Annotated in this window: 29 protein-coding genes, 1 tRNA gene and 2 pseudogenes; 23 read left to right on the top strand and 9 right to left on the bottom strand. The window is 65.1% G+C overall.

What is annotated here, in order from left to right:
• Positions 1 to 618 carry a DUF47 domain-containing protein gene (locus FDW84_RS01625; protein WP_138605918.1) on the bottom strand — a complete coding sequence of 206 codons (618 nt, stop codon included), beginning with the start codon at positions 616 to 618 and terminating at the stop codon, positions 1 to 3.
• 314 nt (positions 619 to 932) lie between these two features.
• Positions 933 to 1,592 carry a hypothetical protein gene (locus FDW84_RS01620; RefSeq protein WP_138132544.1) on the bottom strand — a complete coding sequence of 220 codons (660 nt, stop codon included), beginning with the start codon at positions 1,590 to 1,592 and terminating at the stop codon, positions 933 to 935.
• A gap of 191 nt (positions 1,593 to 1,783) precedes the next feature.
• Between FDW84_RS01620 and FDW84_RS01615 the strand changes: the two genes are divergently transcribed.
• From FDW84_RS01615 to FDW84_RS19965, 4 genes are all read left to right on the top strand, one after another.
• Positions 1,784 to 1,856 (top strand) — tRNA-Lys (locus FDW84_RS01615).
• 186 nt (positions 1,857 to 2,042) lie between these two features.
• Entirely contained in the window at positions 2,043 to 3,068 is a 1,026-nt protein-coding gene (locus FDW84_RS01610) for a LacI family DNA-binding transcriptional regulator (RefSeq protein ID WP_138605916.1), read from the top strand.
• Positions 3,069 to 3,199: 131 nt separating this feature from the next.
• Entirely contained in the window at positions 3,200 to 4,030 is an 831-nt protein-coding gene (locus FDW84_RS01605) for a DUF4397 domain-containing protein (protein ID WP_138605914.1), read from the top strand.
• Between the two features lie 161 nt (positions 4,031 to 4,191).
• Complete coding sequence (locus FDW84_RS19965; RefSeq protein WP_371419123.1) at positions 4,192 to 4,734, top strand: anti-sigma factor domain-containing protein; 543 nt, start codon at positions 4,192 to 4,194, stop codon at positions 4,732 to 4,734.
• A gap of 43 nt (positions 4,735 to 4,777) precedes the next feature.
• On the opposite strand, the gene FDW84_RS01595 is transcribed toward FDW84_RS19965, so the two are convergent.
• Positions 4,778 to 5,287, bottom strand: a complete 510-nt coding sequence (locus FDW84_RS01595; protein ID WP_138605912.1) for a hypothetical protein — start codon at positions 5,285 to 5,287, stop codon at positions 4,778 to 4,780.
• A gap of 206 nt (positions 5,288 to 5,493) precedes the next feature.
• On the opposite strand from FDW84_RS01595, the pseudogene FDW84_RS01590 reads away from it, so the two are divergent.
• Positions 5,494 to 5,755 (top strand): annotated as a pseudogene (locus FDW84_RS01590) (L-arabinose isomerase); the annotation flags it as partial.
• A gap of 58 nt (positions 5,756 to 5,813) precedes the next feature.
• On the opposite strand, the gene FDW84_RS01585 reads toward FDW84_RS01590, so the two are convergent.
• Positions 5,814 to 6,770 carry an ANTAR domain-containing protein gene (locus tag FDW84_RS01585; RefSeq protein ID WP_171046610.1) on the bottom strand — a complete coding sequence of 319 codons (957 nt, stop codon included), beginning with the start codon at positions 6,768 to 6,770 and terminating at the stop codon, positions 5,814 to 5,816.
• Positions 6,771 to 7,085: 315 nt separating this feature from the next.
• On the opposite strand from FDW84_RS01585, the gene FDW84_RS01580 reads away from it, so the two are divergent.
• The 12 genes from FDW84_RS01580 to FDW84_RS01525 all read left to right on the top strand — a co-directional run bounded on the left by FDW84_RS01580 (position 7,086) and on the right by FDW84_RS01525 (position 17,337).
• On the top strand, positions 7,086 to 8,612 hold the full coding sequence (locus tag FDW84_RS01580) for an arabinosylfuranosidase ArfA (RefSeq protein WP_138605910.1): 1,527 nt from the start codon (positions 7,086 to 7,088) through the stop codon (positions 8,610 to 8,612).
• Between the two features lie 119 nt (positions 8,613 to 8,731).
• Positions 8,732 to 9,316: an HhH-GPD-type base excision DNA repair protein gene (locus tag FDW84_RS01575; RefSeq protein ID WP_138605908.1), complete on the top strand. Its 585-nt coding sequence runs from the start codon at positions 8,732 to 8,734 to the stop codon at positions 9,314 to 9,316.
• Between the two features lie 117 nt (positions 9,317 to 9,433).
• On the top strand, positions 9,434 to 10,438 hold the full coding sequence (locus FDW84_RS01570; RefSeq protein WP_138606483.1) for a LacI family DNA-binding transcriptional regulator: 1,005 nt from the start codon (positions 9,434 to 9,436) through the stop codon (positions 10,436 to 10,438).
• Between the two features lie 60 nt (positions 10,439 to 10,498).
• Positions 10,499 to 11,050, top strand: a complete 552-nt coding sequence (locus FDW84_RS01565) for a cysteine hydrolase family protein (RefSeq protein ID WP_138605906.1) — start codon at positions 10,499 to 10,501, stop codon at positions 11,048 to 11,050.
• A 109-nt stretch (positions 11,051 to 11,159) separates the two neighbouring features.
• Complete coding sequence (locus FDW84_RS01560) at positions 11,160 to 11,462, top strand: urease subunit gamma (RefSeq protein WP_138605904.1); 303 nt, start codon at positions 11,160 to 11,162, stop codon at positions 11,460 to 11,462.
• A 12-nt stretch (positions 11,463 to 11,474) separates the two neighbouring features.
• Complete coding sequence (locus FDW84_RS01555; RefSeq protein ID WP_138605901.1) at positions 11,475 to 11,828, top strand: urease subunit beta; 354 nt, start codon at positions 11,475 to 11,477, stop codon at positions 11,826 to 11,828.
• Positions 11,825 to 13,570, top strand: a complete 1,746-nt coding sequence (gene ureC, locus FDW84_RS01550; protein ID WP_138605899.1) for an urease subunit alpha — start codon at positions 11,825 to 11,827, stop codon at positions 13,568 to 13,570. Before FDW84_RS01555 ends, ureC begins: the two co-directional genes overlap by 4 nt.
• An 18-nt stretch (positions 13,571 to 13,588) precedes the next feature.
• A complete protein-coding gene (gene ureE / locus FDW84_RS01545) occupies positions 13,589 to 14,068 on the top strand; it encodes an urease accessory protein UreE (RefSeq protein ID WP_138605897.1) in 480 nt (159 codons plus the stop codon).
• Complete coding sequence (locus tag FDW84_RS01540; RefSeq protein ID WP_138605895.1) at positions 14,049 to 14,729, top strand: urease accessory protein UreF; 681 nt, start codon at positions 14,049 to 14,051, stop codon at positions 14,727 to 14,729. Before ureE ends, FDW84_RS01540 begins: the two co-directional genes overlap by 20 nt.
• Positions 14,730 to 14,757: 28 nt before the next feature.
• A complete protein-coding gene (gene ureG / locus FDW84_RS01535; RefSeq protein ID WP_138605893.1) occupies positions 14,758 to 15,375 on the top strand; it encodes an urease accessory protein UreG in 618 nt (205 codons plus the stop codon).
• A gap of 46 nt (positions 15,376 to 15,421) precedes the next feature.
• Complete coding sequence (locus FDW84_RS01530; protein WP_138605891.1) at positions 15,422 to 16,258, top strand: urease accessory protein UreD; 837 nt, start codon at positions 15,422 to 15,424, stop codon at positions 16,256 to 16,258.
• Entirely contained in the window at positions 16,258 to 17,337 is a 1,080-nt protein-coding gene (locus tag FDW84_RS01525) for a HoxN/HupN/NixA family nickel/cobalt transporter (protein ID WP_138605889.1), read from the top strand. Before FDW84_RS01530 ends, FDW84_RS01525 begins: the two co-directional genes overlap by 1 nt.
• Here FDW84_RS01525 and FDW84_RS01520 read toward each other — a convergent pair.
• Both FDW84_RS01520 and FDW84_RS01515 read right to left on the bottom strand, forming a co-directional pair.
• Positions 17,315 to 17,770, bottom strand: coding sequence for a transferase (locus FDW84_RS01520; protein ID WP_138605887.1), 456 nt, complete (start codon positions 17,768 to 17,770; stop codon positions 17,315 to 17,317). The genes FDW84_RS01525 and FDW84_RS01520 overlap by 23 nt on opposite strands.
• Before the next feature lie 138 nt (positions 17,771 to 17,908).
• Positions 17,909 to 18,202, bottom strand: a pseudogene (locus FDW84_RS01515) (FadR/GntR family transcriptional regulator); the annotation flags it as partial.
• Here FDW84_RS01515 and FDW84_RS19960 point away from each other — a divergent pair.
• The 4 genes from FDW84_RS19960 (at position 18,098) to FDW84_RS01495 (ending at position 20,218) form a co-directional block, all read left to right on the top strand.
• Positions 18,098 to 18,394, top strand: a complete 297-nt coding sequence (locus tag FDW84_RS19960; protein WP_371419118.1) for a dihydroxyacetone kinase subunit DhaK — start codon at positions 18,098 to 18,100, stop codon at positions 18,392 to 18,394. The pseudogene FDW84_RS01515 and the gene FDW84_RS19960 sit on opposite strands and share 105 nt — an antisense overlap.
• 130 nt (positions 18,395 to 18,524) lie before the next feature.
• Positions 18,525 to 18,995 (top strand): RpiB/LacA/LacB family sugar-phosphate isomerase, encoded by a 471-nt coding sequence (locus FDW84_RS01505; protein WP_138606481.1) that lies wholly within the window; start codon positions 18,525 to 18,527, stop codon positions 18,993 to 18,995.
• 26 nt (positions 18,996 to 19,021) lie between these two features.
• On the top strand, positions 19,022 to 19,303 hold the full coding sequence (locus tag FDW84_RS01500; RefSeq protein WP_240721323.1) for a hypothetical protein: 282 nt from the start codon (positions 19,022 to 19,024) through the stop codon (positions 19,301 to 19,303).
• A 165-nt stretch (positions 19,304 to 19,468) separates the two neighbouring features.
• Positions 19,469 to 20,218 (top strand): GAF and ANTAR domain-containing protein, encoded by a 750-nt coding sequence (locus FDW84_RS01495; protein ID WP_171046609.1) that lies wholly within the window; start codon positions 19,469 to 19,471, stop codon positions 20,216 to 20,218.
• Between the two features lie 22 nt (positions 20,219 to 20,240).
• Here the strand turns inward: FDW84_RS01495 and FDW84_RS01490 are convergent, their stop codons facing one another.
• Complete coding sequence (locus FDW84_RS01490; protein WP_138605885.1) at positions 20,241 to 20,531, bottom strand: hypothetical protein; 291 nt, start codon at positions 20,529 to 20,531, stop codon at positions 20,241 to 20,243.
• 209 nt (positions 20,532 to 20,740) lie between these two features.
• Complete coding sequence (locus tag FDW84_RS01485) at positions 20,741 to 21,040, bottom strand: DUF4193 domain-containing protein (protein ID WP_138605883.1); 300 nt, start codon at positions 21,038 to 21,040, stop codon at positions 20,741 to 20,743.
• Positions 21,041 to 21,172: 132 nt separating this feature from the next.
• On the opposite strand from FDW84_RS01485, the gene FDW84_RS01480 reads away from it, so the two are divergent.
• Positions 21,173 to 21,766 (top strand): TetR/AcrR family transcriptional regulator, encoded by a 594-nt coding sequence (locus FDW84_RS01480; RefSeq protein WP_240721322.1) that lies wholly within the window; start codon positions 21,173 to 21,175, stop codon positions 21,764 to 21,766.
• Complete coding sequence (locus FDW84_RS01475; protein ID WP_371419117.1) at positions 21,763 to 22,755, top strand: DMT family transporter; 993 nt, start codon at positions 21,763 to 21,765, stop codon at positions 22,753 to 22,755. Before FDW84_RS01480 ends, FDW84_RS01475 begins: the two co-directional genes overlap by 4 nt.
• Here FDW84_RS01475 and FDW84_RS01470 read toward each other — a convergent pair.
• Positions 22,672 to 22,971, bottom strand: coding sequence for a DUF3040 domain-containing protein (locus tag FDW84_RS01470; RefSeq protein WP_240721321.1), 300 nt, complete (start codon positions 22,969 to 22,971; stop codon positions 22,672 to 22,674). The two genes, FDW84_RS01475 and FDW84_RS01470, sit on opposite strands and share 84 nt — an antisense overlap.
• Positions 22,972 to 23,040: the final 69 nt, after the last annotated feature.

Raw genomic sequence — 23,040 nt, 5'->3', positions numbered from 1 at the left:
TCAGGATTCCTTGACGATGATGCTGCCAACCTGGGTGGCGATCCGGCGCATGTCCTTGGTGACTTCCACCAACTGGTTGGCGATGTCGCGGTGGCGTGAATACTGCGCCCATTTCATGTCCGCAATCATGTCCGCCACCCACACGCGGTGCGTCCGTTCAGCGCGCTTGGCAAGGCGCAGGATTTCGATCCAGTAATCCTCAAGATCGTCCAGGTTGTTGAGCCGGCGCATCGCGTCCACCGTCAGTTCCGCCTGCCGGCTGATGATCTCAAGCTGGTCGGCTGCGCGTTTGGACAGCCGCTCCAGCTTGTAAAGGCCTACGAGTTCCGCCGCGGCGTCCATCTTCTCCATCGCCTCGTTCAGGTAGCGGGAGAGCGCGTACATGTCCTCGCGGGGGAGCGGGTTAACGAAGCTGGTGCGCATGTGCGTCAGGAGCGCAAAGTGCAGTTCCGCGGACTTCGCCTCGTGGTTGTGCATATCCTCGACCAGCTTGCCGTGGTCTTCGGCCGAGACGCCGAGGATCTCCGCCATGGTGGCGCTGGCCAGCACGATCTGCTGGGCCAGCTGCGAAAGGAGGATCAGCCCGGCGGGCTCCTGGGGAAAAAGGCGCAGCTTCACGTGTTTACCGGTCTCCGGGGAAAGTACAGGGCGGTGGTTGGGGGCCCTGTGACTTGACCTGGCGCACAACCGAGCCCCACTCTACCGGCCCCAGGCTGCGGGCCTGGAAACAGCACCGCTGCGTGGTGGAAAACCGCGGCGAAAGGGCATGAAAATGGTGCCGAACCGGATACGCCTCTCGGCGGTAGGCCGCTCTAGGCGGCTGATTGTTGAAGCCCGGGGGTTTCGCAGCTCGGCACCGATTTCAGTTTTCTACTTTGCTTGGCTCAAGTCAATCTTGACAGACGGGCCGGTGCCGGGGCAGCGTTGCCGCTTCAGTCGAGTTCGCCCAGGCGCCAGGCGTTCGCGGCGTGCTCCAGGTCCTCTGCCGTCTTCACCAGCTGGTGCGAGTTCCGGGTCAGCTTGCTGGCGTGCGCTTCGTTGCCGTGCTCGGCGCCGTCCGCGAGGGTGGCCTGGCCGAGCGCCACCACGCGGCAGAAGGCTGCGGAACGTTCCAGCGCGACGTCGAACTCGCCGTCGAACGCCCCGGAAAGGATGGCATCTGCCATGGCGCGCATTTCGTCGGCGCCCGGCGGCTCGGCTGCACCTGCCACCACGTTGGACACCTGGGCGGTATCCCTGCCCGCGCGGAAGTAAACGGAAATGCGCTCCGGGTCCTGGACGGTGGCTGCACGCAGGGCATAAAGCCGCCACAAGGCGCCGGGAAGGGAACGGGCGGGGCTTTCCGCCCACATCTCGGCGATGGCTTCCAGGCCCTGTTCGTCGGCGAGCTTCACCAGGCGTTCAGTGACCACTGGGTCGTCGCTGTCCCGGCCGTGGCGGACCAGTGCCTGGGCGGCAAGGTGCGCGGCTTCCGAGACCCGGGCTGGGTCCGCGCCGCCGGCAAAGGGCTCGAAGTCGACGGGAGCGAAGGGCTTTGGCTTGTGGTGCCGGTTCGCGCCGCCATAAGGACTGGATCCTGCTTGCTCACTCATGCCCCCACGCTACTCCTGTGCCGACGTGGAAATCGAGCGTCTGCTCCCTTCCAGGGCGTGTGATTCCGCGCCCGACGGCGGATCAGGGCTTGGGTGCGAACGTGCCGGAAAGCATGGGTTAGAGTATTAACGTCCAGAAATGGACTGGGCCGCGGCTGGCCAGCCCCCAGGGTGCTGAACCACCGCGGCAGGGGCCTTTAGCTCAGTTGGTAGAGCATCGGACTTTTAATCCGTGGGTCGTGGGTTCGAGCCCCACAGGGCCCACTCTTTACGGAGAGTGGTACGTCCCCGGATCCTGGCAGCAGGGTCCGGGGACGTTTTCTTTGTCCGGACTTCGCCCGGTCCCAGCCCAGTTGGCGTAACCCGACCTTGAAGGCGCAGATTCGCGAACAAGCCCCGGATTCCAAGTAGGTCGTGGGGTGGGCTGGCGGCGGCAGGCACAATAGGCACATGGCTAAAAGCAGCAAGGGGCGGATGCCGCGACTGGAAGACGTGGCGGACAGGGCAGGGGTTTCCCACCAGACCGTCTCCCGGGTGATCAACAACCATCCCAATGTCAGCAAGGCAACGCGGGCCAAGGTGGAGGCCGCCATCGCGGAGCTGGGGTACCGCCGGAATACGGCGGCCCGCAGCCTGGTGACCCGCCGCTCGCAGACCATCGGCGTCCTGGCGAGTGAGCTGTCCCAGTACGGGCCAGCCAACACCCTCCTGGGTGTTGAGCAGGCGGCCCGGGACGCGGGCTACTTTGTCAGCATCGCAGCCCTCCGGGAGGTCAGCCGGGAGGCCATTTCCGACGCTGTCAGCCACTTCATGGACCAGGCCGTGGACGGGATCGCCGTCCTGGTGCCGCATTCAGACACCCTGACCGCCCTGGATGAGATGCAGCTGTCAGTGCCGGTGGTGGCGGTCGGATCCCTGGGCAACAGCAACGTCAGCGGGGCCATGGTGGACCAGCGCCGCGGCGCCCGGCTCGCCGTCGAACACCTCATCACCCAGGGGCACCGCAGGATTGGTCATGTGGCCGGCCCGCGGGACTGGACCGACGGATCGGAGCGCGCCGAAGGCTGGCGCGAGGCCCTGGGGCATGCAGGCCTGGCCGACGACCTCCTGCTCGAAGGCGATTGGAGCGCCGGCAGCGGATACAACCTCGGCCGGAAACTCGCGGCTGACCGCCATGCCACAGCCCTCTTCGTCGGCAACGACCAGATGGCCCTTGGCCTGCTGCGTGCGTTCACTGAGGCCGGGGTCAGGGTGCCCCGCGATGTCTCAGTGGTGGGGTTCGACGACCAGCCTGAATCGGCCTACTTCACCCCGCCGCTGACCACGGTCCGCCAGGACTTCGAGGAGCTTGGGCGGCGGTGCATGGACATCATGCTCAAGGAGATCGAGGCGGGCGCCGCCGTGAGTTCCACTGTGGTCACGCCGGAACTGGTGCTCCGCGCAAGCACCGCGCCGCCTGCGGCCGGCCCCGGGTAACCAGGCCGCGGTACGGCCGTAAAAAAATCCTGAAGAAATTCTTGTGCAAGTGCATCCAACTCTGATGCTGCGCCGGTAGTAGGGGTGTAAGCAAAAAATGCCCGCAAGGCGGGCCGAGTAAGGAGAAGGACATGCGCAACAGGATCTTCACAGCAGGCGCCGGAGCAGCCGCCATCGCAGCTGCCATCGCTCTCGCCGGCCCTGCCCAGGCTGCGGAGGGGGACGCCCAGCTGTCCGTCCTCCACGGCGTCCCGGGCACCGTGGACGTCTGGGTCAACGGAGACCGCACGCTGGATGATTTTGCCCCCGGTACCCTTGCGGGTCCGTTGGCACTTCCGGCAGGTGCCTATGAGCTTGCCATTACGGCTTCCGATGCTGCCGACGCTTCCGCCGCCGTCATCGGCCCCGTAAGTGTCACGCTGGCGGCCAACGGCAACTACACGGCCGTGGCCAACCTCGACGCAGCAGGTAACCCCACCGCGAACCTCTTCACCAACGACGTCTCCCAGATCGAGGCAGGAAAGGGCAAGCTGACCGTCCGGCACACGGCCGCAGCTCCCGCAGTGGACGTCCTGGCCGGTGGTTCCGCCGTTGTTTCCAACCTGGTTAACCCGAATGAGCAGACCCTGACTCTGGATCCCGGCACCGTTTCGGCCGCAGTGGCTGCCGCCGGAACCACAACCCCGGTGATTGGCCCTGCCGATGTCACGGTTGCCGAGGGGACCCACACGATCGTCTACGCGTGGGGCAGCCTGGCGGACAACAACCTGCAGCTGGCGGTCCAGACCATCGAGGGCATGAACTCCGCTCCGGGCTCGGTACCCGGCGCCCTTGAAGGCTCCAGCGCAGCTGCTCCGGCAGACCTTGCCGCCCTTACGGCCGGTTTTGGTGCCGCTGCCCTTGCCCTGCTCCTCGCAGGATTGGGTGTAGCCCGCACTGTGGCCGCCCGCCGGGGCGAGTAGCACTGCCCGCGGCCGCCCGGTGAAAGCCGGGCGGCCGTCCCCTTTTCCGCACGGATTCACGTCCAGGGTGCAGAATCCTCCCAGGCTTGCCGAGAAAGGCCGGACAATGAAGATACGCACGACGACGGCAGGGGAGTCCCGCCGTCGTTCTTCCGTTTTTCCTGCTGCGTCGGTGCTGCTGGCGGGGCAATGCTGCTTCCCGCCTGCGCCGCCCCTCCCGTACCGCAGGACGCACCCCCGGTGCCGCTGGCGACGCCGGTCAGGGAGGCGGCAGCCCAGGGCGGGTCCGCGCCAGCGGGCAGTTCGGCATCGCCAGGTCCAGTGGATGCGGGTCAAGGGGCGGCAAGCTCCGCAGCCCCTGGCTCCGCCTTTGCGACTCCCGGGATTCCTGTCATTCCGGTGCGGCCTGCCACCCCGCCGCCGCAGGTTCCGCCAGGGTGGTGGAAGCGGCGGACGGATCCCGTTCCTTGGAGGTACGCCTCAGCCAGGACGAGGTGCAGGGGTACCAGGAGGTATGGCTGATCGCGCCAGACCTGTCTCGGCTGGTGAGCCTGGGCGTCGTGAATTCCGAAACGGAAACGTTTGAACTGCCTGCCGGCCTGCAGCTTCCGGAGTACCCGATCGTCGACGTCTCCGACGAGCCCATTGACGGCAATCCTGCCCACTCCAGCGTCAGCATCGCCCGGGGCACCTTTAACACGTAGCTCGACTGCCGGCCGGCCACGGCCGTTTCTGCAGGACGAGCGGTCAGCGCCCGGGCCGGTTCAGCAGGGACGGCAATCGTTTCAGCATGGAGCCCATTTTCATCCACTGGGTCACCAGGACCATGACCACCAGGGCCGCCCCCACGTGCAGGTGCAGCATCAGGTGCAGGTCGTGGGAACTTGAGTCTGGAGCGGGTCCTGCCGGATTTGATGCTTCCTGAAGTGCCGTTTCGCCGTGGCCGTGCCCGGCCAGGGAGAAACCGCCGGCAGTGGAAAAAGCGGCGAAGGCCAGGTGCAGCAGCTGCTGTGCCAGCGCTGCGGTGAGGAGCACGCCCCACGCTGGCAGCCGCCGCGTGCCCAGCATCGATGCGCCCATGCCCAGCAGGGCGGCCAGGGCTACCACGATAAGTACGGCGGGTGCCTGGCCACCGGCCGCAAGATGGGCAGCCAGGCCAAGTCCAGTGGACACCGGACCCGCGAGCCAGACGGGCGACAGGCTACGGATGCCCTGTGTATTCTTACGGCCAGCGAAGGCCTCGCGTGCAGCTTCCATGCATCCCCCTTCCGTCACTGTTTCCCCAGTCTCCCCTGCCCTTACCCGTTTAGCGAAGGCTTACGCCGCCAGCGCACCCGCTTCGGCTTTGCGGCCGCCGTTTTCTCCGACAGCGACTTTCCGCACAGCCTTCCCCCCAAGAACCTTCCGGCCCATGCCGCGATTTTGTTGACTTCCGGTTGTTAGCGCTCACAATACGCCACAAACTGCACAACCTGCCCGTGGCCCGCGCACGCTGGCAGCCCAAGCGCGACTTTGCCACCTCCGCGGCAGCCTGGCTCACCGCCGGTGCCGCACACCATACTGTGCTCTCCACCCAGGTGGGCCTGGACGTGTTTGAGGACTTCGCAGAGATCGCCCGGACGGAGCTGCTGACCATCGATGAGGGAACCACCATCCGGCAGTTCAAAAAAAGACCTGAACTGGAACGCCGCCTACTACCGGCTGGCCGGGGGGATCCAGCGGTGAACCATCCTGTTGCGCTCCCCGTCGCCGGTCCGGTTACGGATTGCCGGATAATCCGCGGCTAGTGGCCAAAGTGGGCCCGCGGGGGACCCTCCGGCAGCCGTTCCAAAATGTCCTCCGCCACCTGCCGCACCTTGATGTTCCGGTGGCTTGAGGCCTTGGCCAGAATGGAGAAGGCTTCCTGGTACGAGCACCTGTTCTGGGCCATGATCACTCCGCAGGCGACATTGATGGAGGTGCGGCTGTCCAGGGCCGAGCGCAGGTCCGCGGCCATGGACTTGGCGGCATGGAGATCGATGGCCATGTCAAGGCTCTTCGCCGCAAGCCCGGCGAAGGTGCGTGCCTCCGCTATGACCTGCAGCGGGAACGCTTTGGCATCCTGGGCAAAAAGTGCCAGTCCAGCTGCCGTCCCCCTGGCGCCGGCTTCGCTGTCGCACGCCGGGTTTCCTGCGCCATGGGTTCCTGAAGCACCATGTCCTACGCGGAGCCGCAGTCCCATGGCGCTGCCGAACCCGGCTTCCTGCAAATGCGTGGAGTACCGCGGCCAGCGGAAGTCCGCGTTCCGTTGCAGCACGGCCACGGGATGGCCGCCGGCCAACACCTCGTAGAGGGGGCCTTCCTCAAAGTCCTGTTCGTGCTCCAGAAGCTCGATCACCTCATCCGAGGTGCCGGTAACGGCGGGGTTTCGCTTCGGCTGGTGGACCACCACTCCACACTCGATCTGCAGGCCCGTTGCCCGGGAGACTGCCTGGACCGTGGCTGCAGTGAGCCGGTCGAGGGATTCACGCAGGCCGTGGGTGCCGGTTACCAGGTCAAGCAGGATGCCCTCATGGCTTCCGGCCCCCGCAGGACTCTCGCCTGACTGCGGCTGCCGGTGGTCCGGCTTGTGCCGGGAACGAAGAGGGCCGGCGACGGCTGGGGGAGAGGCCTTGGTCTCAAAGGCCTCCTCGTCGCCGGCCCCGCCTATTGCCCGGGTCCTGTGGACCGGGAAACCGGAGCCTATCCCTCGTCTGTGCATTGCAGTCTCACGCCCCCTAGTGAGCCAGTACTACGACCAGGAAAGGTCTTGTCTCTGAGAAAAACCTAATTCGGCTGAAGTGGGGGGTGAATGGGTAAGCAGTACCCGAATTTAAGATTAGGTAGTACTTGGATTTCAGCTGTATCCGGGCGTTGACAGCGTTGCCGCAGGTCAAAGCGGCACTGCCGTGAGCATATGAGGGCGGACCCACGGGGGCACTGCCCGGCAAGTCCCCCCATCCAGGTTGCTTGACTCCTGCAGAGGTTGCATCAAGAATGTTTTCTATAACGTTGTAAAAGAGACGAGGACGTTTTCGTGACCACTGCAGAACCCGCCGCCGCCAAGATCACCATGGATCCCGCCTTTTCAGTGGGACCGGTCCGGCGGCGCACTTTCGGTGCCTTCGTGGAGCACCTTGGCCGTTGCGTGTACACGGGCATCTTTGAGCCGGACCACCCCGTGGCAGATGAGGACGGCTTTCGCACGGATGTGCTGGAACTGACCCGGGAACTGGGAGTATCCACCGTTCGCTACCCGGGGGGCAATTTCGTCTCCGGCTACCGCTGGGAGGACGGCGTCGGCCCGGCGGATAAGCGGCCGGTCCGGCTGGATCTTGCCTGGCACTCCACTGATCCCAACCTGGTGGGCGTGGACGAGTTCGCAAAGTGGTCAGCCAAGGCCGGCATCGAGACCATGATGGCCGTCAACCTTGGCACCCGGGGGACGCAGGAGGCCCTTGACCTGCTGGAGTACTGCAACATCGACGGCGGCACCGCCTTTTCCGACCAACGCAGGGCCAATGGCGCGGAAAACGGCTACGGCATCAAAATGTGGTGCCTGGGCAACGAGATGGATGGACCGTGGCAGATCGGCCACAAGAACGCCCGGGAGTACGGCCGGCTGGCAGCGGACACCGCCCGCGGCATGCGGATGATTGAGCCGGACCTGGAACTTGTGGCCTGCGGCAGTTCGGGACCCACCATGAGCACCTTCGGCGAATGGGAACGCGTTGTCCTCTCCGAAACCTACGAGCTGGTGGACCTGATCTCCGCGCACCAGTACTTCGAGGACTTCGGCGACCTCCAGGAACACCTCTCCGCCGGCCACCGCATGGAAGCCTTCATCCACGACATCGTGAGCCACATTGACTCTGTGAAGTCGGTGAAAAAATCCACCAAGCAGGTCAACATTTCCTTCGATGAGTGGAACGTGTGGCACATGAGCCGGGACGAGTCGCGCGCACCCACCGGCAAGGACTGGCCGGTGGCCCCCGTCCTGCTGGAGGACACTTACACGGTGGCGGACGCCGTCGTGGTGGGTGACCTGCTGGTCACCCTGCTCAAGAACACCGACCGCGTCCACTCCGCGAGCTTGGCGCAGCTGGTCAACGTGATCGCGCCCATCATGACCGAGCCGGGCGGCCGTGCCTGGAAGCAGACCACTTTCCACCCCTTCGCCCTCACGTCCCGCCACGCGTCAGGCACCGTGCTGCAGCTCGCCGTCGAATCCCCTCTGGTCAGCGGCGGCAAGACCACGGACTTTGCCGCGGTGTCCGCCGTCGCAACCTACGACGTAGACAAGGGCGAGGCCGTGGTGTTCGCCGTCAACCGGTCGGCAACGGATGAGCTGGGACTGGACGCCGTGGTGTCCGGCCTGGGGAACGTGCGTGTGGTGGAGGCGGTCACCTACGCCAACAAGGACCCGTACTGGCAGGCCACGGCCGACGATTCGACGTCCGTGCTGCCGTCGGAGAACACTTCAGTGCAGGCCGACGGCCGCCGGCTCACCGCGCAGTTGCCCGCGGTGTCCTGGTCCATGATCCGGCTGGCAGTGGGCGAGTAGCACCCCAGGGAGGGCGTTTGTCCAGATAGGCCGGGATACACGGCGGTTAGGCCTGCATACCTGGACAAAAACTCCCAGGCGGGAGGGCCGCATGACGACGGCGGCCCTCCTCTGGGAGGATGGACGGCATGGAGCTGCACATCACCGGGGACCCCGCTGCGGACAAGTTGTTGAGTGAGGACGCCTTTGCGCTGCTGACCGGCATGCTGCTGGACCAGCAGGTCACCATGGAATCCGCCTTTGCCGGGCCGGAAAAGATCAAGGCAAGGTTGGGGTCCATCACCCCGGAGGCAGTGGCCGGGCACGATCCGCAGGCCTTTGTCGAGGTGTTCAAGGAACGTCCTGCTGTCCATCGTTTCCCCGGGTCAATGGCGGCCCGCGTGCAGGCGCTCGCTGAAGCGGTGCAGAACGAGTGGGACGGTGACGCCACCGCGATCTGGACCAAAGGGGACCCTGACGGTGCTGAAGTGCTGCGCCGGCTGAAGGCGTTGCCCGGCTTCGGCGAGCAGAAGGCGAAGATCTTCCTGGCACTGTTGGGCAAGCAGTGCGGGCTCCAGGCGCCGGGCTGGCGTGAAGCTGCCGGGCACTACGGGGAAGAAGGCTCCTACCTCTCAGTGGCGGACATCGTGGATCCGGAGTCCCTGGCCAAGGTACGTGCCAGCAAGCAGGCCGCCAAGGCAGCTGTGAAGGCGGCGAAAGCCTGACCTTCCGTCCGCTTGCGGTGACCGCTGTTCTGGCGTGGCGCTCCTGGTTGCCCTGAGGGTGCTGGGGTCTGCAACGATGTATGGCAGGAACTTGCGGAACCACACGAAGGAGCCATGATGGCGGTCACCATGAATGACGTTGCGAGGGCGGCGGGGGTGTCGCTCAAGACTGTTTCCAATGTGCTGAACGACTATGAGTTCATCCGTCCCGCCACCAAGCAGCGAGTCCAGGATGCCATCGCGGAACTGGGCTATGAGGCGAACCTGACGGCGCGGAGCCTGCGGTCCGGTAAATCCAAAATGCTCGGGCTTGTCCTGTCCGATCTTTCCGCCCCCTACTACGCGGAGCTGGCCTCAAGGCTGATGAAGGCGGCCTCCCGGCGCGGCTACCGGGTGCTGGTGGAACAGTCGGACGCCGTGGCGGACGTGGAACTGAACGCGCTCCAGGGCCCGTTCCGCCAGCTCACCGACGGTCTGCTGTTCACGCCGCTGATGATTGATGCCGATGCCATCGCAGCCCGTTTGGGCAGGAAGCCGCTGGTGTTGCTGGGTGAACACATCCTTGATTCCCGCTTCGACCTGGTGACCATGAAGAACGAGGAAGCCGCCGCTGCCCTGACTGCCCGCCTGCTGTCCGGCGGCCGCCGCCGGATTGCCGTGATCGGTGCTCACTCCGGGGAGTCCGCGGGCAGCGCCGGCCTGCGGCTTAACGGCTACCGGAAGGCGCTGGACCAGGCGGGAGTGCCGTTCGATCCCGCGTTGGTTGCCCCCTGCCAATGGCGCCGTGACAATGGCGCCGCCGCCGTGGCCGGGCTCCTGGAAGGGGGAGTGGAGTTTGACGCAGTGTTCGGGCTGAACGACGCCCTGGCCCTCGGCGCCCTGCACGAGCTCCTGATCCGCGGCGTCCGGGTTCCCCGGGAGGTTGCCGTAGCCGGTTTCGATGACATCGACGAGGCCCGGTTCGCCTCCCCCTCGCTGACCACGGTTGCTCCCGGCATGGAGGAGATCGCAGAGCGCTCCATCGGCCTGCTGGTTGACCGGATCGAGGGACGCGAAACCTCCGGCGGGGGTGTGCAGGTGGAAGCCGGCTTCCTGCTGCAGGTCCGCGAGTCGGCCCCGTAGGTTTCGCCCGGCCAACACTGGGTACCTCTTCTCCAAAGCTCAACGAGGGAAAGGTGCCACGTGATTGCACTTCTTGTCATCGACATGCAGAACGCCTTTTTCGAGGCGCCGGAACTTGCCGCGCAGCAGGAGCAGATGGTCGCATCGTGCAACAGGTTGCTGAAGGCTTTCCAGGAGAGCGGCCACAAAGCACTGATCGTGGGCACGGAGCACGAGCGGGACAAGTCAACCTGGAGCCTGAACATGCTCGACGACGACCAGGGGTTCATCTTCCGCGGCAGCGAGCAGGCGCAAACTGTCCCCGGCCTCGCCATCGAAGGCCTGCCGCAGCTGAACAAGACGCGGGACAGCGCTTTCGTGGGCACCAACCTGCTTTCCCGGCTCCGGAACTGGGGCGCCGACGAAGTGGTGCTCGCTGGAGTGTCCACGCATAACTGCATCGCGCAGACGGGGGCCGACGCATTCGCCCACAATATCCGGGCCACCTATGCCAAGGAGGCGATGGCCTCCGAGGACAACCAGGACGCCGCGGACATGCTCCGCATCCTCTCCACCAGTTACCGCCAGCCAGTCCAGTCCACTGATGAGATCTTGGCGCGGCTCGCCGGCTGAGTCGTCCGGCCAGGAGAGCCGAACATAACAAACCTGAAACTTCGCGGAAACGTCCGCAACCTACTGTGGGTCCCACGCCGCCGAAAAGCGGCCTGTTGAAGGGACCTACATGCATCTGATGCCGCGTGAGCAGGAAAAACTTCTGATCGTGGTGGCCGCCGATCTTGCCCGGCGCCGCCAGGCGCGGGGGCTCAAGCTCAACTATCCCGAGGCTGTGGCCATCATCAGCTATGAGCTCATCGAGGGCGCGCGGGACGGACGCAGCGTCGCCGACCTCATGAGCTACGGGACCACCCTGTTGCGCCGGGAGGACGTCATGGAGGGCGTGCCCGAGATGGTCCACGACGTGCAGATCGAAGCCACGTTCCCCGACGGCACCAAGCTCGTCACCGTCCACCACCCCATCCGCTGAAGAGGCGAGGCAATGATCCCAGGAGAGTATGTCCTTCGCCCGGAACCGGTGACGGCGAATGCCGGGCGCGAGGCGATTGACGTCGCTGTCATCAACACCGGTGACCGTCCGGTCCAGGTGGGCTCGCACTTCCACTTTGCCGAGGCGAACGCCGCGCTGGACTTCGACCGGCAGGTCGCGCACGGGCGCCGGCTGGATATCCCGGCCGGGACTGCGGCGCGGTTTGAACCCGGGGACTCACGGAACGTACGGCTGATTGCAATTGCCGGCAACCGGGAGGTGTATGGCCTCAGCAATGCGGTCAACGGAACGCTCGACGGCGGCACCGGCCTGGGCGGGTATGCCATGAAAGGGGACGGCAAGTGAGCTTCGAGATTTCCCGCCGCCAGTACGCGGACCTGTACGGCCCGACGACGGGTGACGCCATCCGCCTTGCGGACACCGACCTGTTCCTTGAGATCGAGAAGGACCTCACGGTGTACGGCGAGGAGGTGGTGTTCGGCGGCGGCAAGGTGATCCGCGACGGCATGGGCCAGAACGGCCAGGTGACGCGGGACCAGAACGTCCCCGATACCGTCATCACCAACGCCGTGATCCTGGACTACACCGGCATCTACAAGGCGGACGTGGCCGTGAAAGACGGCCACATCTTCAAAATCGGCAAGGCAGGCAACCCGCAGATCACCGACGGCGTGGACATTGTGATCGGCGCCAGCACCGAAATCATTGCCGGCGAGCGCAAGATCCTCACCGCCGGCGGAGTGGACACCCACATCCACTTCATCTCCCCGGACCAGATCCCCACCGCCCTCACCAGCGGCGTGACCACCATGATCGGCGGCGGCACCGGCCCGGCCGAAGGAACCAAAGCCACCACGGTGACGCCTGGGAAGTGGCACATCCAGCGGATGCTGCAGGCGGCTGAAGGCTTCCCCATGAATATCGGCCTGTTCGGCAAAGGCCACGCGTCCGCCGTCGAACCCCTGGCCGAACAGATCCGTGCCGGCGCCATCGGACTTAAAGTGCACGAGGACTGGGGCTCCACGCACTCGTCCATTGACACCTCGCTCAAGGTGGCGGATGAGTACGACGTCCAGGTGGCCATCCACACCGACACGTTAAACGAGTGCGGCTTTGTCGAGGACACCATCCGCGCCATCGGCGGCCGTGTCATCCACACTTTCCATACGGAGGGGGCCGGCGGCGGGCATGCCCCGGACATCATCAAAATTGCCGGGATGCCGAACGTCCTGCCGGCCTCCACCAACCCCACGCTGCCCTATACGAGCAACACCATCGAAGAGCACCTGGACATGCTGATGGTTTGCCACCACCTCAACCCGGACATCCCCGAGGACGTTGCCTTTGCCGATTCCCGGATCCGGGCCGAGACCATCGCGGCAGAGGACGTGCTGCAGGACCTTGGGATCTTCTCCATCACCTCTTCCGACTCCCAGGCGATGGGCCGGGTGGGTGAGGTCGTTACCCGCACCTGGCAGGTGGCGGACAAGATGAAGAAACAGCGCGGCGTTTTGACGGATGACGACGGCGGCACGCACGGTTCGGAGGCAGGCTTGGGTCCGGGCAGCGACAACTTCCGGATCAAGCGCTATGTCGCCAAATACACCATCAACCCCGCCATAGCCCAAGGCATTGCGGAATCGGTAGGCTCGGTGGAGGTGGGCAAGTTCGCAGACCTGGTGCTGTGGGACCCGGCGTTCTTCGGCGTCAAACCCGAGCTCGTGCTCAAGGGCGGCCAGATTGCCTACGCACTGATGGGCGACGCCAATGCCTCCATCCCCACCCCTCAGCCGCGGACCATGCGGCCCATGTTCGGTGCTTTCGGGAAGGCTGTTCAGCAATCGTCCATCACGTTCCTGTCCCAGGCAGCCATCGACGCCGGTGTGCCCGGGGAACTGGGGCTGCAAAAGGTCATTCGGCCCGTCTCGGGAATCCGGACGCTCACCAAGGCGGACCTGAAATACAACGATGCCACCCCTGACATCCAGGTCGACCCCGAAACCTACCAGGTAACGGTCGACGGCGAGGACGTCACCTGCGAGCCGTCCGACGTCCTGCCCATGGCCCAGCGCTACTTCCTCTTCTAACATCCACTGGAGCCCGTCGTGATCATCGAAAAAGTCCTCGGCAACCTGCACGAACTGCCCGACCCCCACACCTACGCCAACCTGCACCAGGAAAAGGTGCTGCTCCCCAGTACCCAGCTGGTCAAGCGGATCCAGCGGGCCACCACCGACCACGGCAAGGAGATCGGCATCCGCCTGCCCTCCGGTTCCGGCGATCTCCGTGACGGCGACATCCTCCACGTGGAAGAGTCGAACATGATCGTGGTGTCCGTGCTGCCCAGCGACGTCCTGGTGATCGCTCCCAGCACCATCCACGAGATGGGCGTTGTGGCACACTCCCTCGGCAACCGGCACCTGCAGGCACAGTTTTTCGACTCGTCCTCCGAGTACGAAGATGACGTCATGGTGTGCGCCTACGACCACACGGTCGAGGACTACCTTGTCCACGTGGGTGTGCCCTATACCCGCCAGGAACGCGTGATGCCTGTGCCTTTCCGCCATGCTGAACACAGCCACTAAACATCAGCTTGCCTTGCAGCAGCTTGTTGATTCTGCTCTTCCTACCGGGGCTTTTGCGCACTCTCTCGGGTTTGAGACCTATGTCGACGCCGGTGCGATCGCTGATGAGGCTGGTTTTCTGGTTTGGGTGTCTGCTTTTATTTCGCAGTCGCTTTCTTACTCCGATGGGCTGGTTGTTCGGCTTCTTTACGACGGCTGGGATGTCGGGGAGCTGGATTCGCTGCTTTCTGCTTCCCTCCTGCCACGCCAGGTCCGGGAGGCCAGCGTCAAGATGGGCGGGCGGCTGCTGGATATTGGGGACGAGGTGTTTCCTTCGGATGAGCTCGCATCCTACCGGCGCCTGGTGGCCACCGGCCGCGCTGACGGGCACCAGCCTTTGGCGTTCGCCGTCGTCGCCCGTTCCCTGCGGGTACCGCTTGAGGAGGCGCTCGCCGCCTACCTGTTTGCCGCCGTCACCTCCCTGACGCAGAACGCAGTCCGCGCCATCCCGCTCGGCCAGAACGCCGGGCAGCGGCTGCTGCGGCAAGCGGCCGACGCCGTGGCTGCCGCCGTCGAGCAGATAAGGCACCTCACGCCGGACGACTTCGGTGCCGTCAGCCCAGGACTCGAAATTTCGCAGATGCGGCACGAACGCCAGCGTGCCCGGATGTTCATGAGCTAACTGTTTTTGACTTCATTAGGAGGACACCATGACTGAACCCATCAAGATCGGCATCGGCGGACCCGTCGGCGCCGGCAAGACCCAGCTCGTCGAGCGGCTCACCCGGCACATGAGTGCACAAATCTCCATGGCCGCCATCACCAACGACATCTACACCATCGAGGACGCCAAGATTCTCGCCGCCAACGGCATCCTGCCCGTGGACCGGATCATCGGCGTGGAAACCGGCGGCTGCCCGCACACCGCCATCCGCGAAGACACCTCCATGAACACCGCGGCGATCGAGGAACTGAAAGCCCGCCACCCGGACCTGCAGGTCATCTTCGTCGAATCGGGCGGCGACAACCTCTCCGCCACCTTCAGCCCCGAACTCGTGGACTTCTCCATCTACATCATCGACGTCGCCCAGGGCGAGAAAATCCCGCGTAAGGCAGGCCAGGGCATGATCAAGTCTGACCTCTTCATCATCAACAAAACCGACCTCGCACCCCACGTAGGAGCGGATCTGGCAATTATGGAACGGGACTCCAAGGAGTTCCGCGGGACCAAGCCGTTCTGCTTCACCAACCTGAAAACAGATGAAGGGCTGGACAAGATCATCGACTGGATCCGCCACGACGTCCTGATGCTTGATCTGGCGCAATGACGTCCAGCACTTCGCCGTCCGCACATCCGCCACCGCTGGTCGCGCAATGCGAGGGCGCTTGGAGCTGGGCATCGTTATGCGCGGCGCCAGGTCCATCGCTTCCAGGCAGTTCCACGAAGGCGCTCTTCGGGTGCTGCGGCCGCACTATCTCGACGACTCCGGGCAGGTTTGCTATGTCGTCGTCAATCCTGGCGGGGCCTATTTGGGGGCGGACCTCTTTGTCCTTGACGTCGAGGTGGGGGACGGCGCTGACCTGCTGCTGACCACCCAGTCCGCCACCAAGGTCTACCGCACTCCTGGCTCCTTTGCCGAGCAGCGGATGACTGTACGGCTGGGGGAGGAGGCACGCCTCGAGCTCGTGCCGGACCAGCTCATCGCCTACCGGGAGGCCAGCTACCGGCAGCGGACCTGCGTGACCATGCGGCCGTCGTCGTGCCTGGTGATGGCGGAAGTGGTGACGCCGGGCTGGTCGCCGGACGGTGCTAACTTCCGGTACGAGGAAGTCCGGCTGCGGAACGAAATCCAGGTGCACAGCGGCGGCGGCGAGCCGGAACTGCTGGCGCTGGATAACCTACTCATCCGGCCGCCGGCTGGGGATGTCACCGGCCTCGGGTTCATGGAGGGCTTCAGCCACCTGGGCTCGCTGATCGTAGTGGATTCCCGGGTGGAGCAGGCGCTCGCCGACGAACTGCATTGGCTCACAGGGACCTGTGAAGCCTTGACCGGCATCTCCCTAACGCAAACCGTGGCGGGAACCACCGGGCTTGTGCTGCGCGCCCTCTCGAACAGCACCGAAGAACTGAACAGCCTGCTCACAGGCTGCGCCAACCTCCTGCGGGAACGCTGGTACGGGCAAGGACCACTGAACCTGAGGAAACACTGATGACGGCCGTAACCCACATCGCCACGCTGTACCGGACACGGGAAACGTTGCCGCTGCGGACCCGCGTGCTCTTCACCTTCGGTGCGGTGGCCGCCCTGCATGCAGCCGCCGTCGTACTCCTGCTGGCCGGCAACGCCGCACCGGGCGGTTCGCAGGTGCTGACGTGGGGGCTGGTTGCCGCCGCCTACCTTGCCGGGGTGAAGCACAGCTACGACTGGGACCACCTCGCCGCGATCGACAACTCCACCCGAAAGTTCGTCGCCCAGCGGCAGGACCCGGTAAGCGTTGGGTTCGCGTTCAGCCTGGGCCACAGCTCGGTGGTCGCCTTGGCAGGCGTGCTGGTGATCGCAGGCGCCGCCGTGGTGGGCCAGTTCATGCAGGAAGGAACCACCGGGAACCTGGCGCTCGGTCTGATCGGGAGCGGTGTGTCCGGGTTGTTCCTGCTGGCCATGGGCCTGTTCAACGGTTCCGCCTTCGCCCGCGCGGCCCGCGCCTACCGACGGGCCCGGGCTGGTGCCGCCGTCGACCCGTTGGACTTGGAACCCCGGGGACTCGTGGCGCGGCTCCTCGCCAGGCCGCTGTCCAAAGTGCGGCGGCCCCGCAACATCTACGTGGTCGGTTTCCTGTTTGGGCTGGGCTTCGACACTGCCACCACCATCGGCCTTTTGATGATGACGACGGCGGCCTCGCTGGCCGGGGTGCCGCCGTTCGCCCTGCTCGCCCTGCCGCTGGCGTTCGCTGCCGCCATGACGCTTTGCGATTCGCTCAACGGCATGGCCATGATGCGGATGTACCGCTCGGCCCTGGATGACCCGCAGCGGAAACTGGGATTCAATGCCCTGGTCACCGGGATCTCGGCAGTGTCAGCGCTGTTCATCTCTGTGATTACGCTGGGCGGCTTCTTCAACGCCGCGTTTGCACTGGAGGACCCTGTGACGCTATGGCTGGGATCTGTCGATCTGGGTGAGGCCGGCCTGCTCCTGGTGGCCCTGCTGCTTGCTGTGTGGGCGGCCGGGACGGTGAAAGGGCGCGCCGCGGCCCGGACGCACAGCCAGGTCAGGCCGCGATCCGGCCCTTAACCTTCCGGTGCCGGCGGTTCTTGCCGGGTACGCTGCGGCCCGGTGCCCTTGAGCTTGACACCACCTGCTCGCCATCATGGACTGTGCTGTCCGCATGCACCTGCACCCCATGCTCAATCAGGACGCCGGAGCCGATGCGCGAGTGGCTGCCGATGTGCACGCGGTTTCCGATGACGGTGCCACGGCCAATGCGCACACCATCGCCGATCACCGTCCGGTCTCCAACCTTCGCATCGCGGTCGATCCAGCTGCCGTGCCCGATCAGGGAGCCCGATCCGACCCGGGCGCCGTGTTCCACGTACGTCATCCGGCCGATCCTGGCGCTTTCGGCAACGATAGCCCCGGGGGCGACGAGGCCGCCGCCGTTGGGATGGCGGGCATAGCGGGTGACCTTCCCGGCGTCGTCCTCGACTGATTCAAACTTGGTGCTCATTCAATCCCTCGTTAACGGGTGCAGTAGTTTACCGCACAGTAGGTTAACGGTCGGAAAGTCGCAGGGATTCCCGCGAATAGAGGCTTTGAGGACGGAAAAGGCGCGACGGCGGGAGGCCGCTGCAGGCGCCACCGGCCACTACGCTACGAGGTTGGCTGCGGCCGCGTCCATATGCTCGAGGATGGTCTTCCGGGCCAGGGAGGCGTCGCCGGTGTCGATGGCGGCGACGATGTCCTTGTGCCGGTCCACGCTCATGTTGCTGACGCCCTTTTCCAGGCCCGCGAACATGATGGACATCCGGATGGAGCCCTCCAGCGATTCCCAGGAGTGCAAAAGTGTTTCGTTGCCCGTCAGCCGGCAGAGGGTGCGGTGGAATTCGAGGTCCGACTCGATCCGGTCCTCCAGGCTTCCACTGGTGGCGCGGCTGAGGGCATTGCCGTGGAGAACGTCCTGGTGACGGACGACATCGCCAGCGCTCCGCCGTCGGAAACGGATAAGCGCCGCGGCATCGCCGGTGGCTTCACCGTCTTCAAAGTCATGGGCGCGGCCGCCGAACGTGGTGACAGCCTGGCAGAGGTGGTCCCCTGGGCACGCCGGACCCCGGGGCCATCTCGCTGGCCATGATCTTCGCTGTCATCGGTCGCCATGTCACCGGAGCTTTCGCGGCTCCCGCCCCGTCAGCCCGGAAATCAGCATGGGTTCAGCAGCTATGACCGCAGACATCAGTACAGGCAGGAACACGAAAAGACGAATCATGGGACTGCGACTCATCGTGGGCTCCGATGAAGCCGGAGTGGACTACAAGGACCGGGTCCTTGAGGACCTGCGGCAGGACCCGCGCGTCAGCGAGGTCATGGACATTGGAGTCAACCGCTCCGACGCCCCGGACGACTTCACCAGGCCCTACCCCCTAGTGGGAATCACTGCCGGAGAGATGATCCGGGACGGCGCCGCTGACCGGGCCATCCTCTTCTGCGGCACCGGAATTGGCGTGGCGATCGCCGCGAACAAGGTGGAGGGGATCCGTGCCACCGCCGCCCATGACTCCTTTTCCGTTGAACGCTCGATCCTCTCCAACGACTGCCAGGTCCTCACTATGGGCCAGCGTGTGGTGGGCATCGAACTCGCCCGCCGGCTGGCCAGGGAATGGATCGGCTACACCTTTGATCCGGCCTCGGCGTCGGCCGGCAAAGTGAAGGTCCTGACGGACTTCGAGGCCTGCTAGGCGCCCGGCATCAGGACTGAAAGGCGATGATGGAGGCATACCGTTACCGTGACTGGAGCCGCCTGGTCGGCACCCCAGTGGAGGTCCGGAAGGACTTTGAGCTCGTCCGGGCCGGCGTGGTGGACGATGCGATGGAGGACTCCTCGGCCATCTGGCTGGCCGCGGACGCCGCCGGTGGCAGGGCACTTTTTGCGGCCGCGGAGGGCTACGAGGTGTGGATCCGCCCCCAGGAGCTGGGCGGAAGGCTGTGCTACAAAATGGCCGCCGCGCTGCTGCCTGCCCGGCCCCGGCCCGCAGTCGAGGCCTAGCGGCAGGACTTCGATGGTTCCCGTGCGGATTGCGTTGTTCATAGTTGAGGCACCATGCCTTCACGGGGGTAGGCTGGAATGTACCCGTTCGGCAGTGAGCGGCCAGGACGTCCTTTGATGCACGTTTATGGCCTTTGCGCCGTCCGGGAGGGGGAGATCCTTTTGATGCACGCCAAAGCAGCACGTGACGAAGTTTTTGCTGACGTCGCACTCCATCTTCAGGACCTGGTCCTTGACAGTACTGATATTGAGCAGTTCCTGGGGGACCTGGCCCTGTATTGCGCCGCGAGGCTCAGCAGCCCCGGCAGGCAGCTCTACTGCGGTGTGGCAGTGGAGAGGAAAAAGAAGCCCACTGCGGCAGCCGGCAGCGATTCCTCCGTTCGAATACTGCACCAGCTTTTGGACAAGTACGGCGACGGGCCAGAGCTCACCGCCATGCGCGGGCCCGCCCCTGTGCTGGTCCCGGATGCCGGCAGGGAGAAACGGTGGCCCGAATACGCTGCAGCGCTCGTCCGGCAAGAGTTCTCTTCCGCTGTCAGTTTGCCGCTCGCGCTGGATGAGGACGCCAAGGGTGTCCTGAGCCTGTACTGCGGGCAGCGTCACGGTTTCAGCAGCGAGGACATCGCTGCCGCCCAGGCGTTTGCTGCCCAGGTTGCGAAAAGCCTCCGGGTTGCCCTGCGCATAGACAAGCTCCAGGATGTCAGGGACGGCATGAGCGCCGCCATGAAATCCAGGACCGTGATCGACCTGGCCACTGGTGCCATCATGGCCCAAAACCGGTGCAGCCAGCGCGAGGCTTTCAACGTCCTGCTGCTGGCGTCCAACACCCGTAACAAGAAGCTCAAGGACGTCGCAGCCGCGGTGATCGCGTCGGTGTCCGGCAGTTCGAAGACCTTTACGTACTTCGACGAGTAGATGCCACCTCGGCCGGCGGGCATCACCTCGGCGAGGAGGTGCCCGGCGAGTCTGAACGGGGCCCGGTGACGTGGGAATCGCTGAACGGTGCCCGCCCGGGCAGCCCGGCTGCAGAACAGTGCTCGTTGACCGCCTGGGCCAAAGTGTCACGTTCCTTGGGCGGGAGGGCTGAAAGCCCGGCGCTGTAGTTCCTGATGTCCTGCTCGGAGGCATCGCCGCCCAAGGCTATGTGTTCCAGCCACAGCTGGCCGAGGTCCAGGCCGTGCTCCTGTATGACGGCACCGGTCAGAGCCTGCTGGTCCACTTCATCCATCGTCGCGTCCTTCCCTGGGATCCGGCTTTCCGTTGCAAATTCGGAGCCGGGCGGCAGGTGGATGGGTGCAGAAATGTATTTTTTTTTGCGGCTGCGGAAAGGGGTGGCCGCGCGGCCGCCGCAGGCCTTCACCGGCCGGCCGCAAGCAACCTTTCGCCTTTGGCTTGCTGGCGAAAGCGGCGGGGAGCCGCTTCCGTCTCGGGCCTGCCCTAGGACTCGCACTCCTTGCAGTACTTCTTGCCGTCCTTTTCCCTGGCGAGCTGGCTGCGGTGGTGGACCAGGAAGCAGGACATGCAGGTGAACTCGTCGGACTGAACCGGAACTACCTGGATCAGGAGTTCCTCGTTGGAGAGATCCGCCCCGGGCAGTTCGAAGCTGTCCGCGAGCTCGGTTTCGTCGACGTCGGCAATTGCCTCCCTCCGGCCCGACTTTTCGGTCTTCAGCTCCTCGAGGCCGATATTCGGCTCTTCCTCGGGCGTCACCCGCGGAGCGTCGTAATCAACTGACATTGATGCATTTCTCCTGTCGGCTGCTGTGCTGTCCATCCTGAACAGAGCGGGAACACGGAGTCCCCAAGGGTTATTCCCCTTCGAGTTAGGTATACTGGTCTAACTACTTTTTCGTCCCTAGGAGCAGATACCGTGTCCTCTCCAGAACCGGGCCCGTCGAAACCAAGGGCCCGCGTGCTGCTGCTTAATGCTGCGGCGCGGCTCTTCTATGCGCAAGGGGTAGGGGCAACGGGCATCGACACCATTACCTCCGAGGCCGGCGTGGCGAAGAAGAGCCTCTACAACAATTTCGCCTCCAAGGCCGAGCTGGTGGCTGCCTGCCTTGACGCCCGGCACCAGGAATGGCTGGAACTGTACCGCCGGCGGCTGGACAGCGCGCGCACTCCCCGTGAGGGCGTGCTGGCAGTCTTCGACGCGTATACCGACCATGCCCACCTCGCGTACCAGGACGGGTTCAGGGGCTGCGGCCTGCTTAACGCTGCGGCGGAACTCCCCGCCGGCGCACCGGGTCGGCAGGTGGTGCGCCGGCACAAGGAAGAGGTTGAGGAACTGCTGGCCGGGCACGTGGCTGAGCTGCTGCCGGGGAAGGAAGAGCGCGCTGCCCGGCTTGCCCGGCACCTGGCTTTCCTGCTTGAGGGCGCCATGGCCCGGGCCGGCCTTGAGGGTAATGACGAGCGGCTGAAAGATAGCCGGGTTATGGCTGTACAGCTGATGGAGGGGTTGTGAACGTGGCTGGGGGATCCGCGAATGCGCCGCTCTGGGGTGCCCTGTGCGTGGTGGCGGCTTCCGTGCTGTGGGGCACCACGGGTACTGCTGCAACTTTCGCGCCTTCCGTGAGTCCGCTGGCCATCGGAGCTGTTGCGATGGGAATCGGAGGTTTGCTTCAGGCGTTGTATGCGGTCAGTGCCATTGCCGGGCAGTGGCCCGGCCTGCTGGACCGCTGGCGGCTGGTATTCTTCGGTGCTGCCGCGGTGGCTGTCTATCCGCTCGCTTTTTACAGTTCGATGCGTTTGTCAGGGGTGGCCGTGGGCACCGTGGTTTCCATCGGCTCGGCCCCGGTGGCCGCCGCCCTCGTCGAGCGTTTTGCGGACGGCAAGCCGCTCACCCGCCGTTGGATGGCAGGAGCTCTTTTGGGGGTCACGGGAGCGGCGCTGTTGTCCTTCACCAGCCACGGACCCGAAGGTTCCGCTTCCGCCGCGAATCCCTGGCTGTCCCTGGCGGGAATAGGACTGGGCCTGGTGGCGGGCGCGACGTATGCCCTCTATTCCTGGGCGGCGCACCGCCTGATTGGGGGCGGGGTTTCATCACGGGCGGCGATGGGGGCTGTCTTCGGGCTCGGCGGGTTCCTGCTGATGCCCGTGCTCGCCCTGACCGGCCGGCCACTGCTGGATTCGTGGACCAATTTCTCCGTGGGAGCCTACATGGCGCTGGTGCCGATGTTCGCCGGGTACGTCCTGTTCGGCTGGGGCTTGGCGAGGATCCGGGCCAGCACCGCCACCGGGATTTCCCTGCTGGAAACGGTCGTGGCGGCAGTCCTTGCGGTCCTCGTGGTGGGTGAGCGGCTGCCGCTGCCCGGCTGGCTTGGCGCCGCCGTCGTAATCCTAAGCCTGTTCATCCTGACGCCGCGGCAGTCAGGCGGCAGGCCGCTCCCGCCGCCTGCCCCGGCCCGGGAAAGGCTTGCCGAGCAGCAGTCCGGTGCCCAGTCCCACCAGTGAAAAACCCAGGACCACCAGGGCGATGATCTGGCCGCTGGCGCCGGCAATAAGCAGCACCAGCCCCATCAGGGAGGCGAGCGCTCCAAAAAACAGGTCCGCCCTGAACCGGGGCGCCGGGTAGCCGGAGAGCAGCTCCATGGCCAGATGGGGATCGTCAGCGATCAGCCCCAGCTCCAGCTCTTTGAGCAGTCTCCGCTCCTCTTCGGACATTGGCATTGGATGCCCCTGAATTTCATGAGAAGGGATATCGGTATTGACCGTAGGAGTCCAGCTTCCCTGAGTCAA

The organism is Pseudarthrobacter sp. NamE5 (genome assembly GCF_005796225.1).
GTDB lineage: Bacteria > Actinomycetota > Actinomycetes > Actinomycetales > Micrococcaceae > Arthrobacter.
Note: the sequence above shows the minus strand (reverse complement) of the source record. Positions and strands in the feature narration are given on the sequence as shown.

Excerpts from the sequence above, each read along its gene's own strand:
- FDW84_RS01595 (WP_138605912.1), bottom strand. The coding sequence starts at position 5,287 with ATGGAAGCTGCACGCGAGGCCTTCGCTGGCCGTAAGAATACACAGGGC.
- FDW84_RS01505 (WP_138606481.1), top strand. The coding sequence starts at position 18,525 with ATGGGACTGCGACTCATCGTGGGCTCCGATGAAGCCGGAGTGGACTAC.
- FDW84_RS01575 (WP_138605908.1), top strand. The coding sequence starts at position 8,732 with ATGGACGGCATGGAGCTGCACATCACCGGGGACCCCGCTGCGGACAAG.
- FDW84_RS01555 (WP_138605901.1), top strand. The coding sequence starts at position 11,475 with ATGATCCCAGGAGAGTATGTCCTTCGCCCGGAACCGGTGACGGCGAAT.
- ureG (WP_138605893.1), top strand. The coding sequence starts at position 14,758 with ATGACTGAACCCATCAAGATCGGCATCGGCGGACCCGTCGGCGCCGGC.
- FDW84_RS01485 (WP_138605883.1), bottom strand. The coding sequence starts at position 21,040 with ATGTCAGTTGATTACGACGCTCCGCGGGTGACGCCCGAGGAAGAGCCG.
- FDW84_RS01585 (WP_171046610.1), bottom strand. The coding sequence starts at position 6,770 with ATGCACAGACGAGGGATAGGCTCCGGTTTCCCGGTCCACAGGACCCGG.
- FDW84_RS01530 (WP_138605891.1), top strand. The coding sequence starts at position 15,422 with ATGCGAGGGCGCTTGGAGCTGGGCATCGTTATGCGCGGCGCCAGGTCC.
- FDW84_RS01495 (WP_171046609.1), top strand. The coding sequence starts at position 19,469 with ATGCACGCCAAAGCAGCACGTGACGAAGTTTTTGCTGACGTCGCACTC.
- FDW84_RS01620 (WP_138132544.1), bottom strand. The coding sequence starts at position 1,592 with ATGAGTGAGCAAGCAGGATCCAGTCCTTATGGCGGCGCGAACCGGCAC.
- FDW84_RS01570 (WP_138606483.1), top strand. The coding sequence starts at position 9,434 with ATGGCGGTCACCATGAATGACGTTGCGAGGGCGGCGGGGGTGTCGCTC.
- FDW84_RS01610 (WP_138605916.1), top strand. The coding sequence starts at position 2,043 with ATGGCTAAAAGCAGCAAGGGGCGGATGCCGCGACTGGAAGACGTGGCG.
- FDW84_RS01520 (WP_138605887.1), bottom strand. The coding sequence starts at position 17,770 with ATGAGCACCAAGTTTGAATCAGTCGAGGACGACGCCGGGAAGGTCACC.
- FDW84_RS01490 (WP_138605885.1), bottom strand. The coding sequence starts at position 20,531 with ATGGATGAAGTGGACCAGCAGGCTCTGACCGGTGCCGTCATACAGGAG.
- FDW84_RS01605 (WP_138605914.1), top strand. The coding sequence starts at position 3,200 with ATGCGCAACAGGATCTTCACAGCAGGCGCCGGAGCAGCCGCCATCGCA.
- FDW84_RS01540 (WP_138605895.1), top strand. The coding sequence starts at position 14,049 with ATGCTGAACACAGCCACTAAACATCAGCTTGCCTTGCAGCAGCTTGTT.
- FDW84_RS01470 (WP_240721321.1), bottom strand. The coding sequence starts at position 22,971 with ATGCCAATGTCCGAAGAGGAGCGGAGACTGCTCAAAGAGCTGGAGCTG.
- FDW84_RS01525 (WP_138605889.1), top strand. The coding sequence starts at position 16,258 with ATGACGGCCGTAACCCACATCGCCACGCTGTACCGGACACGGGAAACG.
- FDW84_RS01560 (WP_138605904.1), top strand. The coding sequence starts at position 11,160 with ATGCATCTGATGCCGCGTGAGCAGGAAAAACTTCTGATCGTGGTGGCC.
- FDW84_RS01500 (WP_240721323.1), top strand. The coding sequence starts at position 19,022 with ATGATGGAGGCATACCGTTACCGTGACTGGAGCCGCCTGGTCGGCACC.